Origin of the sequence: Blastococcus litoris, from assembly GCF_003075095.1 — a bacterium.
GTDB lineage: Bacteria > Actinomycetota > Actinomycetes > Mycobacteriales > Geodermatophilaceae > Blastococcus_B > Blastococcus_B litoris.
In genome coordinates, this window is record NZ_QCZF01000003.1 from 448934 (window position 1) to 462338 (window position 13405).

The following is a 13405-nucleotide window of genomic DNA, read 5'->3' on the forward strand; positions in this document are numbered from 1 at the left end:
CGTCCCGGGGGTCGACGGCTGCATTGCTAATCTCAGCCGACCGAACTAGGGGAGGGCACGTGCTGCAGGCGTTCGCCGCGGCGTTCCGGACGCCAGATCTCCGGCGCAAGCTGCTGTTCTCCCTGGCGATCATCGCCGTCTACCGGCTGGGGGCCTCCGTGCCCGGGCCGGGCGTCTCGGTCGAGGCGATCAACAACTGCCTCGAGCAGGCGCAGGCCTCCGACCAGCGCGACATCTACTCGCTGGTCAACCTGTTCTCCGGGGGTGCGCTGCTCCGCCTGAGCGTCTTCGCGCTCGGGATCATGCCGTACATCACGGCGAGCATCATCGTGCAGCTGCTGGTCGTGGTCATCCCGCGCTTCGAGCAGCTGAAGAAGGAAGGGCAGTCGGGTCAGGCCAAGCTGACCCAGTACACCCGGTACCTGACGATCGCCCTCGCCGTCCTGCAGAGCACCGGCATCATCGCCCTGGCGCGCAGCGGGCAGCTGTTCCCGAACTGCAGCGAGTCGATCATCCCGTCGGACTCCGTGTGGACGACGGTGGTCCTCGTCATCGCGCTCACGGCCGGCACCGCCCTGATCATGTGGCTGGGCGAGCTGCTCACCGAGAAGGGGATCGGCAACGGCATGTCCGTGCTGATCTTCACCTCGATCGCCGCCCGCATCCCGGCCGAGGGCGGGTCGATCCTGCAGACCCGCGGCGGCGTCGTCTTCGCCATCGTCTGCGTCTTCGCGCTGCTGATCATCGGCGCGGTCGTCTACGTCGAGCAGGCCCAGCGCCGCATCCCCGTGCAGTACGCCAAGCGGATGGTCGGCCGTCGCATGTACGGCGGGACGTCGACCTACCTGCCGCTCAAGGTCAACCAGGCCGGCGTCATCCCGGTGATCTTCGCGTCCTCGCTGCTGTACCTGCCGCAGCTGATCACGCAGCTCCAGGGCAACGAGACCGGGCCGGTGCGTCGGTTCTTCGAGAACTACATCATCGACCAGAGCAGCCCGGTCCACGTCGCCTTCTACTTCGGCCTGATCGTGTTCTTCACGTACTTCTACGTGTCGATCACCTTCAACCCGGAGGAGCGGGCCGACGACATGAAGCGCTACGGCGGCTTCATCCCGGGCATCCGGCCGGGCCGGCCCACCGCCGAGTACCTGCAGTACGTGCTGTCCCGGATCACCCTGCCGGGGTCGATCTACCTCGGGACGGTCGCCGTGCTGCCGAACCTCTTCCTGTCGATCACGCAGGATGGGCAGAACCAGAACTTCCCGTTCGGCGGGACCGCGGTGCTGATCATGGTCGGAGTGGGGTTGGAGACGGTGAAGCAGATCGAGACGCAGCTCAACCAGCGCAACTACGAAGGGTTCCTGAAGTAGTGCGCGTCGTCCTGCTGGGCCCTCCCGGAGCGGGCAAGGGCACCCAGGCGCAGATCATCGCCGAGCGCGTCGGGGTCCCGGCGATCTCGACCGGCGACATCTTCCGCGCGAACGTGAGCGGGCAGACGGAGCTCGGCCGGAAGGCCAAGACCTACATGGACGCGGGAGACCTCGTCCCGGACGAGATCACCGTGGCCATGGTGAAGGACCGCCTGGACGAGCCGGACGCCAAGGCCGGCTTCCTGCTGGACGGCTTCCCGCGCACCATCGCCCAGGCCGAGCAGCTGCGCTCGTCGCTCGCCGACCTCGGGCACGCGCTGGACTGCGTCCTCGAGCTCGTCGTCGACGAGGAGGAGCTGGTGCGCCGGCTCTCCGGGCGGCGCATGCTGGTGGACGGTCAGATGGTCCAGCGGGAGGACGACAAGCCCGAGACCGTCCGCCACCGGCTGAAGGTGTACCGGGAACAGACGGCGCCGCTGTCCGGCTTCTACGAGGGCGAGGGGCTCCTGCGCCGCATCGACGCGATCGGTGAGGTCGAGGAGGTCACCGCCCGCGCGCTGGCCGCCTGCGGGGTGTCGGAGTCCGGGCAGCCCTCCGGGGACTGACGGGACAGGGGCAGGAGATGTCGGCCGGGATCCTGAGCCGCCTCCCGCTGCTCGCGAAGTGGAGTGGACGCATGATCCAGATCAAGACCGCGCACGAGATCGAGCTCATGCGCGCCTCCGGGCTGGTGACGGCGGGAGCGATCGCCGCGGTGAAGGCCGCCGTCCGCCCCGGGGTCAGCACCGGTGAGCTCGACGCCATCGCCGAGGACCACATCCGCTCGAAGGGCGCGGTGCCGAACTTCCTCGGCTACCACGGGTTCACCGGCACGATCTGCGCGTCCATCAACGACGAGATCGTCCACGGCATCCCGAACCCCGACCGCCGGCTCGCGGAGGGGGACAACATCTCCATCGACTGCGGGGCGATCCTGCAGGGCTGGCACAGCGACTCCGCGGTGACGGTGACGGTGGGGGACCCCTCCGCCGAGGACGCCGCGTTGATGGACGTGACGGAACGGTCGATGTGGGCGGGCCTGGCCAAGGCGGTCGCCGGTGGGCGGCTGACCGACATCAGTGCCGCCGTCGAGCAGACGATCACCGCCGAGCAGCACCCGTACGGGATCGTCGACCACTACGGCGGGCACGGCATCGGCACCGAGATGCACCAGGACCCGCACGTGCTCAACTACGGCCGCCCCGGCCGTGGTCCGAAGCTGGTCCCCGGCCTGACGCTGGCCATCGAGCCGATGGTCACCGTGGGGGACCCGGCGACGGTGGAGCTCGACGACGGCTGGACCGTCGTCACCAAGGACGGGTCCCGCGCGGCCCACTTCGAGCACACCGTGGCCATCACGCCCGAGGGGCCCTGGGTCCTCACGGCCGAGGACGGCGGGGCCGCCGGGCTCGCGCCGTTCGGGATCACCCCGCGCGGCTGACCGCCGGTGTAGCCCACCCCTCACCGGGGCGGGTTGGTGACCCGTGTGGCGCCGGGGTACAGTGAACGACGGCGTTCGCGCCGTTCCGTCGTCGTGCTGTGGCCGCACGACCCGGAACGCCCTCGCGAGAGCGTCTGCACCACCTGTTCTGCAACCACCGAGCACGTCCTCCGGGGTTCCCCCGTGGGCGGGCGAGGACATGGACCACCGAGTCGAGGAGCGCGCTAGGGAATGGCGAAGAAGGACGGGGCCATCGAGGTCGAGGGTCGCGTCGTCGAGCCGCTGCCCAATGCGATGTTCCGGGTCGAGCTGCAGAACGGGCACCGGGTGCTCGCCCACATCAGCGGCAAGATGCGTCAGCACTACATCCGCATCCTGCCCGAGGACCGCGTGGTCGTGGAGCTCTCGCCCTACGACCTGACCCGCGGTCGCATCGTCTACCGCTACAAGTAACCGCTCGGCCGCGAACGCCCTCCGGGGGCGCGGCCGGCACACGATCTGAGGAATGAGGGGCGGCACCGGTGAAGGTCCAGCCGTCGGTGAAGAAGATCTGCGACAAGTGCAAGGTGATCCGCCGGCACGGCCGGGTCATGGTCATCTGCGACAACGCCCGGCACAAGCAGCGCCAGGGCTGAGGGAGTACCTGAACATGGCACGACTGGCCGGCGTCGACCTGCCCCGCGAGAAGCGGATGGAGATCGCGCTCACCTACATCTATGGCATCGGCAAGGCCCACGCCAAGGAGACCCTGGCCGCGACGGGCGTCAGCCCCGACCTGCGCGTCAAGGACCTCGGCGACGAGGACCTGCTGAAGCTCCGCGACTACATCGACGAGCACTTCCGCGTCGAGGGTGACCTGCGCCGCGAGGTGGCGTCCGACATCCGCCGCAAGGTGGAGATCGGCTGCTACCAGGGTCTGCGCCACCGCCGTGGGCTCCCGGTCCACGGCCAGCGCACCAAGACCAACGCGCGCTCGAGCAAGGGCCCGCGCAAGACCATCGCCGGCAAGAAGAAGGCCGGCAAGAAGTAAGCCGCTGTGCGTGCCGTCGCAGCGACCCGTGAGGGCGGGGGCGACGGCACGCCGCGTGCCATCTCTGGCCACGAAGAGAAGGAACAGACACTCACATGCCTCCCAGGGCTCGCGCCGCGGCCGGTGCCAAGAAGGTCCGCCGCAAGGAGAAGAAGAACGTCGCCCACGGCGCCGCTCACATCAAGAGCACGTTCAACAACACGATCGTGTCGATCACCGACCCCAACGGGAACGTGATCAGCTGGGCCTCCGCCGGCCACGTCGGCTTCAAGGGCTCGCGCAAGTCGACGCCGTTCGCGGCGCAGATGGCTGCCGAGAACGCTGCGCGCAAGGCGCAGGAGCACGGCATGCGCAAGGTCGACGTCTTCGTCAAGGGCCCGGGTTCGGGTCGCGAGACGGCCATCCGCTCCCTGCAGGCCACCGGCCTCGAGGTCGGGCAGATCCAGGACGTGACGCCGCAGCCGCACAACGGCTGCCGCCCCAAGAAGCGCCGCCGGGTCTGACCGGCTCCTTGACGAGACGAAACAGGAGTATTTGACGTGGCCCGCTACACCGGAGCCGACTGCCGCCTCTGTCGGCGCGAGAAGATGAAGCTGTTCCTCAAGGGCAGCAAGTGCGAGTCCCCGAAGTGCCCGATCGAGATCCGGCCCTACCCGCCGGGCGAGCACGGCCGTGGCCGCACCAAGGACAGCGAGTACCTGCTCCAGCTGCGCGAGAAGCAGAAGGCCCGCCGCATCTACGGCGTCCTGGAGAAGCAGTTCCGCGGTTACTACGAAGAGGCGAACCGCAAGACCGGCAAGACCGGTGAGGTCCTCCTCCAGATCCTGGAGTCGCGGCTGGACAACGTGGTCTACCGGGCCGGTTTCGCCGAGTCCCGCGACATGGCGCGCCAGCTGGTGCGCCACGGCCACATCCGGGTGAACGGCCGCAAGGTCGACATCCCGTCCTACCGGGTGAGCGAGAACGACATCATCGAGGTCGCGGAGAAGTCGCGCACGATGCTGCCGTTCGAGATCGCCCAGGCCCGCGCCGGCGAGCGCCCCGTGCCCGCGTGGCTCGAGGTCATCAGCAGCCAGCTGCGCGTGCTCGTGCACAGCATCCCGGCCCGCCAGGTGATCGACACCCCGGTCCAGGAGCAGCTGATCGTCGAGCTCTACTCCAAGTAGCAGCTCTGCGTCCCAGGTAACACAGCACCACCGGCTCCGGCGGGCGGACAGATGCCCGCCGGAGCCCGCACCACCCACCTCACGGCGTCATATGGCGGTCGCCGGAGGACTGTGAAGGAGATCCACCGTGCTCATCGCACAGCGCCCCACGCTCACCGAGGAGACGATCACCGAGTCGCGCTCGCGGTTCGTGATCGAGCCCCTCGAGCCGGGCTTCGGCTACACCCTCGGCAACTCCCTGCGCCGCACGCTGCTGTCCTCGATCCCCGGCGCTGCTGTCACCAGCATCCGGATCGAGGGCACCCTGCACGAGTTCACCACCGTGCCGGGCGTCAAGGAGGACGTCACCGAGATCATCCTGAACCTCAAGGGTCTGGTCGTCAGCTCCGACTCCGACGAGCCGGTGACGATGTACCTGCGCAAGCAGGGCCCCGGTGAGGTCACCGCCGCCGACATCGCGCCTCCCGCCGGTGTCGAGGTGCACAACCCCGACCTGCACATCGCCACCCTCAACGGCAAGGGCCGCCTCGAGATCGAGCTGGTCGTCGAGCGGGGCCGCGGCTACGTGCCGGCGCCGCAGAACAAGCAGCCCGGCCAGGAGATCGGTCGCATCCCCGTCGACTCGATCTACTCGCCGGTCCTCAAGGTCACCTACGCCGTCGAGGCGACCCGTGTCGAGCAGCGCACCGACTTCGACCGCCTCGTGGTCGACGTCGAGACCAAGCCGTCCATCGCCCCCCGCGACGCCATCGCGTCCGCCGGGTCGACGCTGGTCGAGCTCTTCGGTCTGCTGCGCGAGCTGAACGTCGACGCCGAGGGCATCGAGGTCGGGCCCAGCCCGGCCGAGGCCGCCGACATCGCGAACTTCTCGATGCCGATCGAGGACATGGACCTCACGGTCCGTTCCTACAACTGCCTCAAGCGCGAGGGCGTGCACACCGTCGGTGAGCTCGTCACCCGCTCCGAGGCGGACCTCCTCGACATCCGCAACTTCGGCGCCAAGTCGATCGACGAGGTCAAGATGAAGCTGGCGGCCATGGGCCTCGCGCTCAAGGACAGCCCGCCCGGGTTCATCCCCACCTCGATCGAGAGCTACGACGAGGGCTACGAGACCGACGCCTACCAGGGCTCGGCCGAGTACGCCGACGTCGAGTACAGCGACGCCTCCTACCAGGAGACCGAGCAGCTCTGAGGCCGCGTGCCGGACGGCGGGGCGACCCGCCGTCCGGCGCCGCCCTCCGGGCAGCGACACTGAACGACGGCACCACCAGAGACGCAGCACCACCAGAGACGCAGCACCACCACGGACGCAGCCGGCACTCCCTCCGGCCGCCTGAGGAAGGACCGACATGCCCACCCCCACCAAGGGCCCCCGCCTCGGCGGGTCCCCCTCGCACGAGCGGCTGATGCTGGCCAACCTGGCCACCTCGCTGTTCGAGCACGGGCGGATCACGACCACCGAGACGAAGGCGAAGCGCCTGCGTCCCCTGGCCGAGAAGCTGGTGACCTTCGCCAAGCGCGGTGACCTGCACGCCCGCCGCCAGGTCATGACGACCATCCGGGACAAGGACGTCGTCCACACGCTCTTCGCCGAGATCGGTCCTCGCTACGAGAACCGCCCCGGTGGCTACACCCGGATCACCAAGGTCGGTCCGCGCAAGGGCGACAACGCCCCCATGGCGGTCATCGAGCTGGTCGAGGCCCTGACCGTCGGTCAGCAGGCCGTCGGCGAGGCCGAGCGCGCCCGCGGCACCCGGTTCGCCTCCGGCGCCGGTGCGGCCGCCGCCTCCGGTGAGGTCACCGCCGACGCCGTGGAGACCGCCGACACCGAGGCGGAGGCCACCGAGCAGTCGGAGACCCTCGCCTCGGAGAACGAGGACGTGGCCGCCGCCGAGGGCGGTGCCGAGGACGGGACGGATGCCGACGCGCCGGCCGACGAGGCCGAGGGCACGGACGAGGCGCGATGACCTCGCCCCAGGACGGCACCGACTCCAGCGCCGAGGCCCAGGAGGCCGTGCGCGACGTGTTCGTGCCGGACGGCGAGCGCCAGGCCGACTCCGACGTCACGCCGGAGCCCGAGCGGCAGAACGTCGCCCTGGTGGACGACCCCACTCTCTCGCCCGAGGTCGCCAACGCGGCCGCGGCGGAGATCGAGGCCGCCGAGCTCGGTGACGCAGCGACCGCCAGCCAGCAGTACGAGGGCGGCGACGCCGCGCCCGACCCGAAGTAGGTCCGCTGACCGATCAGCAGCACCCGGACGAGCCCGTTCCCCCGAGGGGGGACGGGCTCGTCCGTCTTCGCCTGGACGTCGCCTACGACGGCACCGCGTTGCACGGGTGGGCGCGCCAGCCCGGTCAGCGCACCGTGCAGGGCGATCTCGAGCAGGCGCTGGCCGTGGTGCTGCGCGTGCCGGTCGATCTGACCGTCGCCGGGCGGACCGACGCGGGGGTGCACGCCACGGGGCAGGTGGCGCACTGCGACGTCCCTGCGCAGGTCTGGGCCGAGCAGCGCGACCGCCTCGTGCGCCGACTGCGCGGCGTGCTCCCACCCGACGTCGCCGTGCTTGCCGTCGCAGAGGTCTCCCCGGACTTCGACGCGCGCTTCAGCGCGTTGGGCCGGCACTACGTCTACCGGCTGACCGACGACCCGGCGGGGGCGCCGCCGCTGCGGCGGGCCGACACCGTCGCCTGGCCCCGCGCTCTCGACAGCGAGGCCATGGCGGCCGCTGCGGGTCTCCTGCTGGGCGAGCACGACTTCGCCGCGTTCTGCCGCCGCCGCGAGGGGGCAACCACGATCCGCACGCTGCTCGCGCTGGACGTCGTCCGCACCGGCCCGCTGGTCGAGGTGGTCGCGTCGGCCGACGCGTTCTGCCACTCGATGGTGCGCAGCCTCGTCGGCGCGCTGACGGCCGTGGGGGAGGGGCGGCGCCCCGCCGGGTGGCCGGCCGACCTGTTCGCCCGCACCGAGCGCTCGAGCGAGGTGCCGGTCGCGCCGGCCGGAGGTCTCACGCTGGTGCGCGTCGACTACCCCGTCGAGGCGGAGCTGGCCGCCCGGGCGCTGGTCACGAGGGCGCGTCGCGCCTGACGGCGGCGACCGCGTCCGCCACCGGCGTCGGACCGCTGACGAGCTCGAGCACCGCTGCGTCGAGATCGGCGTCGATCAGCGCGACGAGCACGGCGGCGACGTCGTCGCGCGGCACGCTGCCGCGGTCGACGTGCCGGCGCAGCGTCACCTGGCCGGTGCCGGGGTCGTCGGTGAGGCTGCCGGGCCGCAGCACCGTCGTCCGGAGCGCACCGCGGGCCAGGACGTCCTGCTCGGCCGCGAGCTTGGCCCGCAGGTAGGCGACGAACACGTCGTCGACCCCCTCGGGGCGGGCACCGTCGGCGACCGACTCGACCCCCACCGAGGAGACCAGCACGTACCGCTGCACCCCGGTCTGCTCGGCGGCGTCGGCCAGGAGCACCGCGGCGCCCCGGTCGACGGTGTCCTTGCGGGCCACCCCGCTGCCGGGCCCGGCACCTGCGGCGAAGACGACGGCGTCCGCGCCGGCGACGACCCGTGCCACCTCCTCGACCGAGGCGGACTCGAGGTCGAGCAGGACCGGCCCGCTGCCGTCGGCGCGGAGGTCGGCCTCGTGGGCGGCGTTGCGGACGAGGCCGACGACCTCGTCGCCCCGGGAGGACAGGAGACGGCCCAGCCGGCGGGCGATCTGACCGTGGGCGCCGGCGATGACGATGCGCATGGCTCGCCCCTACCCACGCGGTCGAGGTGGGGACACCCCGTCCGCCGACCCGGTCAGCCGGCCGGGCTCAGGTCGATGACCAGCCGCCCCGGGTCGGTGATCGCCTCGACGGTGAACGGCTGCTCGCCGCCGCGGACGCCGATGAGCACCTCCTCGTAGCCGCCGGACGCGCCGAGGGTGCGTGCCTCGGCGACCGGCCCGAAGGAGACCGACGACCGGGAGGACCCCTGCCCCTCGCTGCCGGCGCCGCTCCGGACGCGGACCCGGAGGAAGGCGTCGCCGGCGATGTCGACCGGTCGGCCGTCCGGTCCCGTCGCCTCGGAGTACGTCGCTGTCCACTCCGGTACCCCGCTGCTGCTGAGGTTGACGACGAGCCGGGCGGAGGACCCGTCGCTCTGGAACGTGAACCCCGTCACCCGTGGCGCTCCGGCCGGGTCCTCGGTGCTTCCTGGCATGGCGGGCCCCGACTTCTCTGATGCGCCCGAGCCGGGCTCGCCGGGCTCCTCGGACGGCGGCGGTGCGGACTCGGGCGTGGTGGTCGAGGGAGGTGCAGCGCCCGCACCGGGGCTCGCGACGCCCTGCACCTCGCTGGAACAGGCGGCGAGGAGCAGCACGGCCGACACGGCGGCGGTGGCTCGGCGGGTGCGCATCGGGACCTCCCTCACGGCTGTCGTCCGGAAAGTAACCGCTCAGCCCGGGTCGTGGGGAGCCTGGAAGCGCGGGAAGAGGCTCACCGGAGTGGCCGGCGGGGACGGTCGCGGCGGTTCGAGGTGCCCGTCGGCGATGGCGCGCGCCCGCGCCAGGTCGGCCGGGGTGTCGCAGTCCAGCCACGGCGGTGGCTCGCCCGGGCGGACGTCGGGGCGCCACCGGCCGGCCGCGAGGGGCGCCAGCACCCGGCGGAGGGGAGCAGGGCCGCGGGTAGCGGTGATCGCACCCCGGAGCGCGGGAGTGCGCCAGGCGCTGAGCAGGTACTGGTCGCGGCCGCTGTCGTCGACGGCCATGACGCCGTCGTCGGTCAGCCGCTCGAGCAGCCCGCGGACCACCCACGGCGAGAGGAACGGGAGGTCGCCGGCCAGCACCACGACCACGTCGGTGGGGACCTCGGCGAGCCCTGCCCGGAGCGCGGCGACCGGTCCGCCGCCCGGGGGCTGCTCACGCACCACGAGGACGTCCGGCGGCGCGGGCTGCGGCGGCCCGACGACGATGCGGTCCTGGGCGTCGGCGACCGCGTCCAGGACCGCCGCCAGGATGGGGCGCCCGCCCACGAGCAGCTGCGGCTTGGCCTGACCCCCGAGCCGGGCCGCCCGGCCGCCCGCGAGGACCACGGCCGTGAAGACGGGCAGCGGGTCCACGGCGCCACCGTAAGGCTCTGACGTGGGTACCGTCCTCCCGTGGGACGAGTCACGAGCCGCACGCCGGTGCTGCGCATCCGCGGGCCGCAGCACTCCACGCGGCCCGACACGGTCGCTGCCGAGGAGCCGCTGGAGATCCGGCTGGCCGGTACGCCGCTCGCGGTCACCATGCGGACCCCGGGCGACGACTTCGACCTGGTGCACGGGTTCCTGGCGACGGAGGGCGTGATCGCCGGGCACGACGACGTCGCGGGTCTCCGGTACTGCGACTCCGTGGACGCCGACGGCCGCAACACCTACAACGTCGTGGACGTCGACCTCGCGCCCGGGGTGCCGATCCCGGACACCGGCCTGGAGCGGAACTTCTACACGTCCAGCTCGTGCGGCGTGTGCGGGAAGGCCAGCATCGACGCCATCCGCACGAAGACCGCGTTCGACGTCGCTTCCGACGGCGTCCGCGTGCCCCTCGAGGTGCTCCTGGCGCTGCCGGACCGGCTGCGGGCCGAGCAGCAGGTGTTCGAGAAGACCGGGGGCCTGCACGCGGCCGGGCTGTTCACGTCAGCCGGCGAGCTCGTCGCGCTGCGGGAGGACGTCGGCCGGCACAACGCCGTGGACAAGGTGATCGGCGACGGCGTCCGGGCGGGACGGCTCCCGCTGGCCGGGCACGTGCTCATGGTCAGCGGGAGGGCGAGCTTCGAGCTGACCCAGAAGGCGGCCATGGCCGGCATCCCGGTGCTGGCCGCGGTGTCGGCGCCGTCGTCCCTCGCGGTCGAGCTGGCCCGCGAGGTGGGCATCACCCTGGTCGGGTTCCTGCGGGGCGACGGATGCAACGTCTACGCCTGCACCGAGCGGGTCGTGCTGCCTCGGTAGACGAGGCAGAAGGGGTGCCCGGCCGCGTCGGCGAACACCCGGGAGCCGGTGCCCGACTCGCCCTGGATAAGCCGGGCGCCGAGCTGCAGCACCGCGCGTCCGGCGGCGTCCGCGTCGTCCACCCGGATGTCGAGGTGCTCGTGCTACGGACGATCGGGGTCCTTCGGCCACTCGCCGTCGGTGTCCTCGTCGACGCGCATGCCGAGGATCTCCCCGGAGAACGGGCGACCGATCACCCGTGATCACCGCCGCGCAGCTGGCTGACGACGTGGGGGAGCAGGGGACCGAGCACCGCCAGCCCGTCCTTCACGCCGCCGGTCGACCCGGGCAGGTTGACGATCAGCGTGCGCCCGGCGATCCCGGCCAGGCCGCGGGAGAGCACCGCCGTCGGCACCCCGTTGTCGGCGCCGTAGCGGCGGACCGCCTCGGCGAGGCCCGGTGCCTCGCGCTCGAGCATGCGGCGGGTCGCCTCGGGGGTGACGTCGGTGGGGGACAGGCCCGTGCCGCCGGTGGTCAGGACGACGTCGAACTCCGCGTCCACCGCGTTCCGCAGCACCGCCTCGAGCTCGTCGACGTCGTCCCGGCACACGTGCGGGCCCTCCACGTCGAAGCCGAGCGCCGCCAGGCCCCCGGCGAGCGCCTGGCCGCTGCGGTCCTCGTAGACCCCGGCCGCAGCCCGGTTGGAGGCGGTGAGCACCATCGCCCGGGCGTCGTGGGGGAGGGAGGCGGTCATCGCGTCCACTCCCCGCTCTTGCCGCCGGACTTCCGCAGCAGCCGGACGTCGGTGATCGACGCCCGCGGGTCGACGGCCTTGACCATGTCGATCATCGTGAGCCCGGCGACGGTCACCGAGGTGAGCGCCTCCATCTCGACACCGGTGCGGTCGGCGGTGCGTGCGGTCGCGGTGATGTCGACGCCGTCGTCGGTCACGTCGATGTCGACGGTCACGCCGTGCAGCGCGATCGGGTGGCAGAGCGGGACGAGGTCCGGCGTCCGCTTGGCCCCGGCGATGCCGGCGATCCGCGCGACGGCGACGGCGTCGCCCTTGGGCACGCCCTTGCCGCGCAGCAGGTCGACCACCTCCGGGCTGACCAGCACGCGGCCCGCGGCGGTGGCCTCGCGCGCGGTCACCGCCTTGGCGCTGACGTCGACCATCCGGGCGGCGCCGGTCTCGTCGACGTGGGTGAGCCGCGCATCTGTCACTGGAGCGCTCCTTCGATCAGCACGACGTCCACCTCGGCGCCGGCGGGCAGTTCGGTCACGTCCTCGGGGACGACGACCAGGCAGTTGGCGCGGGCGAGGTGCGCCACCAGGTGCGACCCCGGCCCGCCCACCTGCGAGACCTGCCCGCCGTCGAAGCGGCCGCGCAGGAACTGGCGGCGTCCGGCGGGGGAGCGCAGCGGGCCGGTCAGCCGCGCGGGCACGCGCAGGCGGTCGGGGGAGGCGTAGCCCATCGCGCGGCGCAGCGCGGGCCGGACGAACACCTCGAAGGACACGAACGCGCTCACCGGGTTGCCCGGCAGCGTCACGACCGGGACCCCCTCGACGGTGCCGGCGCCCTGGGGCCCGCCCGGCTGCATCGCGACCTTGGTGAACTCCACCGTGCCGAGCTCCCGGAAGCCGTCCTTGACCACCTCGTACGCCCCGGCGCTGACGCCGCCGCTGGTGACCAGCAGGTCGGCCCCCGCCACCTCGGAGCGGACGGTGGCGAGGAACTGGCCGACGTCGTCGGGGACGAAGTGCAGCCGACGGGCCTCGCCACCCGCGTCCTCGACGGCCGCGACCAGCAGCCGGGAGTTGGACTCGTAGATCTGCCCCGGGAGGAGCGGCTGCCCGGGGGCGACCAGCTCGCTGCCCGTCGACAGGACCAGCACCCGGGGTCTCCGGCGGACCGGCAGGTCGGTGACGCCCACCGCCGCGGCCAGGCCCAGCTGCGCGGCGCCCAGGGGGCTGCCCGCCTGCAGCGCCACGGCGCCGGCCGCGATGTCCTCGCCGGCCGCGCGCAGGTGCGCGCCGGCCGCCGGGCAGTCCCGGATCTCCACGACGTCGGTGCCGGCGTCGGTCAGCTCGACCGGGACGACGACGTCGGCGCCCGCGGGGAGCGGGGCGCCGGTCATGATCCGCTGCACGGTCCCGGCGGCCAGCGGGACGACGTCGGTGCGGCCGGCGGGGATGTCGTCGGCGACCGGCAGCGTCACCGGTACCCGCGAGACCTCGGCCCAGCGAGCGGCGTACCCGTCCATCGCGGAGTTGTCGAAGCCCGGGAGGGCCACGGCGGCGGCGACGTCCCGGGCCAGCACCCGGCCGTGGGCGTGGGCCAGCGGCACGGTCTCCTCCGGGAGGGCGTCGAGCAGCGCGTTCACCACTGCCTGGTGTTCCTCGACTGTGCGCACGG

The 13405-nt window shown here is 72.4% G+C and carries 20 protein-coding genes; 13 read left to right on the plus strand and 7 right to left on the minus strand.

The features are described from left to right. The first annotated feature begins 59 nt into the window (after positions 1-59). The 12 genes from secY (at position 60) to truA (ending at position 8130) form a co-directional block, all read left to right on the plus strand. On the plus strand, positions 60-1370 hold the full coding sequence (gene secY, locus DCS98_RS09350) for a preprotein translocase subunit SecY (protein WP_116451067.1): 1311 nt from the start codon (positions 60-62) through the stop codon (positions 1368-1370). Further along, complete coding sequence (locus DCS98_RS09355) at positions 1370-1975, plus strand: adenylate kinase (RefSeq protein ID WP_116451068.1); 606 nt, start codon at positions 1370-1372, stop codon at positions 1973-1975. Before secY ends, DCS98_RS09355 begins: the two co-directional genes overlap by 1 nt. A gap of 71 nt (positions 1976-2046) precedes the next feature. Continuing rightward, entirely contained in the window at positions 2047-2850 is an 804-nt protein-coding gene (map, locus tag DCS98_RS09360) for a type I methionyl aminopeptidase (protein WP_116451152.1), read from the plus strand. 231 nt (positions 2851-3081) lie between these two features. Next, complete coding sequence (gene infA / locus DCS98_RS09365; RefSeq protein ID WP_012950459.1) at positions 3082-3303, plus strand: translation initiation factor IF-1; 222 nt, start codon at positions 3082-3084, stop codon at positions 3301-3303. A 68-nt stretch (positions 3304-3371) separates the two neighbouring features. Continuing rightward, on the plus strand, positions 3372-3485 hold the full coding sequence (gene rpmJ, locus DCS98_RS09370; RefSeq protein WP_012950458.1) for a 50S ribosomal protein L36: 114 nt from the start codon (positions 3372-3374) through the stop codon (positions 3483-3485). A 14-nt stretch (positions 3486-3499) separates the two neighbouring features. Continuing rightward, positions 3500-3880, plus strand: coding sequence for a 30S ribosomal protein S13 (gene rpsM, locus DCS98_RS09375; protein WP_116451069.1), 381 nt, complete (start codon positions 3500-3502; stop codon positions 3878-3880). 95 nt (positions 3881-3975) lie between these two features. Beyond that, positions 3976-4383, plus strand: a complete 408-nt coding sequence (gene rpsK / locus DCS98_RS09380; protein ID WP_014377968.1) for a 30S ribosomal protein S11 — start codon at positions 3976-3978, stop codon at positions 4381-4383. A gap of 36 nt (positions 4384-4419) precedes the next feature. After that, entirely contained in the window at positions 4420-5046 is a 627-nt protein-coding gene (rpsD, locus tag DCS98_RS09385; protein WP_092194948.1) for a 30S ribosomal protein S4, read from the plus strand. Between the two features lie 127 nt (positions 5047-5173). Next, the gene (locus tag DCS98_RS09390) at positions 5174-6238 is read left to right on the plus strand and encodes a DNA-directed RNA polymerase subunit alpha (protein WP_116451070.1); all 1065 of its coding nucleotides are present in this window, start codon (positions 5174-5176) and stop codon (positions 6236-6238) included. 157 nt (positions 6239-6395) lie between these two features. Beyond that, entirely contained in the window at positions 6396-7013 is a 618-nt protein-coding gene (gene rplQ / locus DCS98_RS24170) for a 50S ribosomal protein L17 (protein ID WP_116451071.1), read from the plus strand. After that, positions 7010-7276 (plus strand): hypothetical protein, encoded by a 267-nt coding sequence (locus tag DCS98_RS09400; protein ID WP_241037407.1) that lies wholly within the window; start codon positions 7010-7012, stop codon positions 7274-7276. The genes rplQ and DCS98_RS09400 overlap by 4 nt, the downstream gene beginning before the upstream one ends. A gap of 71 nt (positions 7277-7347) precedes the next feature. Further along, positions 7348-8130, plus strand: a complete 783-nt coding sequence (gene truA / locus DCS98_RS09405) for a tRNA pseudouridine(38-40) synthase TruA (protein WP_277394606.1) — start codon at positions 7348-7350, stop codon at positions 8128-8130. On the opposite strand, the gene DCS98_RS09410 is transcribed toward truA, so the two are convergent. The 3 genes from DCS98_RS09410 to mobA are packed head-to-tail and all read right to left on the minus strand — an operon-like array spanning position 8108 to position 10140. Continuing rightward, positions 8108-8788, minus strand: a complete 681-nt coding sequence (locus tag DCS98_RS09410) for an SDR family oxidoreductase (RefSeq protein ID WP_116451073.1) — start codon at positions 8786-8788, stop codon at positions 8108-8110. The two genes, truA and DCS98_RS09410, sit on opposite strands and share 23 nt — an antisense overlap. 53 nt (positions 8789-8841) lie before the next feature. Then, a complete protein-coding gene (locus DCS98_RS09415; RefSeq protein ID WP_116451074.1) occupies positions 8842-9438 on the minus strand; it encodes an AMIN-like domain-containing (lipo)protein in 597 nt (198 codons plus the stop codon). Between the two features lie 39 nt (positions 9439-9477). Beyond that, positions 9478-10140 carry a molybdenum cofactor guanylyltransferase gene (gene mobA / locus DCS98_RS09420; protein ID WP_116451075.1) on the minus strand — a complete coding sequence of 221 codons (663 nt, stop codon included), beginning with the start codon at positions 10138-10140 and terminating at the stop codon, positions 9478-9480. A gap of 39 nt (positions 10141-10179) precedes the next feature. Here mobA and fdhD point away from each other — a divergent pair, with 39 nt between their 5' ends. Beyond that, positions 10180-11010: a formate dehydrogenase accessory sulfurtransferase FdhD gene (gene fdhD / locus DCS98_RS09425; RefSeq protein WP_116451076.1), complete on the plus strand. Its 831-nt coding sequence runs from the start codon at positions 10180-10182 to the stop codon at positions 11008-11010. Here the strand turns inward: fdhD and DCS98_RS22960 are convergent. From DCS98_RS22960 to moeA, 4 genes are all read right to left on the minus strand, one after another. After that, positions 10974-11138 (minus strand): VOC family protein, encoded by a 165-nt coding sequence (locus tag DCS98_RS22960; protein ID WP_164704482.1) that lies wholly within the window; start codon positions 11136-11138, stop codon positions 10974-10976. The two genes, fdhD and DCS98_RS22960, sit on opposite strands and share 37 nt — an antisense overlap. A gap of 104 nt (positions 11139-11242) precedes the next feature. Beyond that, on the minus strand, positions 11243-11743 hold the full coding sequence (locus DCS98_RS09430) for a MogA/MoaB family molybdenum cofactor biosynthesis protein (protein ID WP_116451153.1): 501 nt from the start codon (positions 11741-11743) through the stop codon (positions 11243-11245). Continuing rightward, on the minus strand, positions 11740-12213 hold the full coding sequence (gene moaC / locus DCS98_RS09435; protein WP_116451077.1) for a cyclic pyranopterin monophosphate synthase MoaC: 474 nt from the start codon (positions 12211-12213) through the stop codon (positions 11740-11742). The genes DCS98_RS09430 and moaC overlap by 4 nt, the downstream gene beginning before the upstream one ends. Continuing rightward, entirely contained in the window at positions 12210-13403 is a 1194-nt protein-coding gene (gene moeA, locus DCS98_RS09440) for a molybdopterin molybdotransferase MoeA (RefSeq protein ID WP_116451078.1), read from the minus strand. The genes moaC and moeA overlap by 4 nt, the downstream gene beginning before the upstream one ends. Positions 13404-13405: the final 2 nt, after the last annotated feature.

What these genes read in the sequence shown, in the direction of transcription:
- DCS98_RS09410 (WP_116451073.1), bottom strand. Translation starts at nt 8,788, where the DNA reads ATGCGCATCGTCATCGCCGGCGCCCACGGTCAGATCGCCCGCCGGCTG.
- DCS98_RS09430 (WP_116451153.1), bottom strand. Translation starts at nt 11,743, where the DNA reads ATGACCGCCTCCCTCCCCCACGACGCCCGGGCGATGGTGCTCACCGCC.
- infA (WP_012950459.1), top strand. Translation starts at nt 3,082, where the DNA reads ATGGCGAAGAAGGACGGGGCCATCGAGGTCGAGGGTCGCGTCGTCGAG.
- rpsM (WP_116451069.1), top strand. Translation starts at nt 3,500, where the DNA reads ATGGCACGACTGGCCGGCGTCGACCTGCCCCGCGAGAAGCGGATGGAG.
- rpsK (WP_014377968.1), top strand. Translation starts at nt 3,976, where the DNA reads ATGCCTCCCAGGGCTCGCGCCGCGGCCGGTGCCAAGAAGGTCCGCCGC.
- rplQ (WP_116451071.1), top strand. Translation starts at nt 6,396, where the DNA reads ATGCCCACCCCCACCAAGGGCCCCCGCCTCGGCGGGTCCCCCTCGCAC.
- DCS98_RS09400 (WP_241037407.1), top strand. Translation starts at nt 7,010, where the DNA reads ATGACCTCGCCCCAGGACGGCACCGACTCCAGCGCCGAGGCCCAGGAG.
- DCS98_RS09415 (WP_116451074.1), bottom strand. Translation starts at nt 9,438, where the DNA reads ATGCGCACCCGCCGAGCCACCGCCGCCGTGTCGGCCGTGCTGCTCCTC.
- map (WP_116451152.1), top strand. Translation starts at nt 2,047, where the DNA reads ATGATCCAGATCAAGACCGCGCACGAGATCGAGCTCATGCGCGCCTCC.